Below are 809 nucleotides of genomic sequence, written 5' to 3'. Positions count from 1 at the left end.
CCATCGCAGAAAGGCGAGCGCGCGGCGGTTCAGGCACTCCCAGTCCTTGGCCAGCCGTCGGCAGCGATTGAGCCAGGCGATGGTGCGCTCGACGATCCAGCGCTTCGGTAGCACGACGAACTTGCGCAACTCGGATCGCTTGACGATCTCGAGGTTGATCTGGCGGCAGGTGGTGCGGAGCCCGGCCTGGAAATTGGCTCCCTGGTACCCGCCGTCGGCGTAGAGCTTCAGCAGGAAGGGGTAGAGGCCGAACAACGAGCCCATCAGCAGCACGCCACCATCACGGTCCTGGATGTCGGCTGCGTGGATGATGGCCTGCATCAGCAGGCCTTGGGTGTCCACCAGGACGTGCCGCTTCTTGCCCTTGATCTTCTTGCCCGCGTCGTAGCCCGAGGCATCGATGCAGGCCCCCCTTTTTCTGCGCTCTTGACGCTCTGACTGTCGATGATTGCCGCCGTCGGGCTGGCCTCGCGTCCAGCCTGCTCCCGGCACAGCACGTAGAGCGCGTGGTGGATGCGATCGAGCGTGCGATCCTCATCCCAGCGCCGCAGGTAGTCATTCACCGTGCTGCGTGGCGGCAGATCCTTCGGCAGCGCCGCCCACTGGCAGCCGGTGCTCAGGATGTACATCACACCATCCAGTACCGCGCGTTCGTCGACCGACCGCCTGTTGCCGCCGCGCTTCGCACGCGGGATCAGCGGGCCGACGATCGACCATTCCTCGTCGGTCAGATCGCTCGGGTAGCGCAGCTTGCTGCGGTCGTATCTGGGCCGGTTTTCGGGCGTCCACATGGACGCTCTTCTTCCTCA

At 65.0% G+C, this 809-nt stretch carries 1 protein-coding gene; it reads right to left on the bottom strand.

Translation table 11 applies throughout. From position 1 onward, the window contains the following. A protein-coding gene (locus ACFFIC_RS30065) for an IS5 family transposase (protein ID WP_377057293.1) occupies nt 1-791 on the bottom strand; the annotation gives its coding sequence in 2 pieces (ribosomal slippage) (nt 1-407 and nt 407-791; 792 coding nt annotated over the 2 pieces). This gene is flagged as partial in the annotation. Nucleotides 792-809: the final 18 nt, after the last annotated feature.

This window comes from Muricoccus vinaceus (assembly GCF_042433125.1).
GTDB classification, from domain to species: domain Bacteria; phylum Pseudomonadota; class Alphaproteobacteria; order Acetobacterales; family Acetobacteraceae; genus Roseomonas; species Roseomonas vinacea.
Note: the sequence above shows the minus strand (reverse complement) of the source record. Positions and strands in the feature narration are given on the sequence as shown.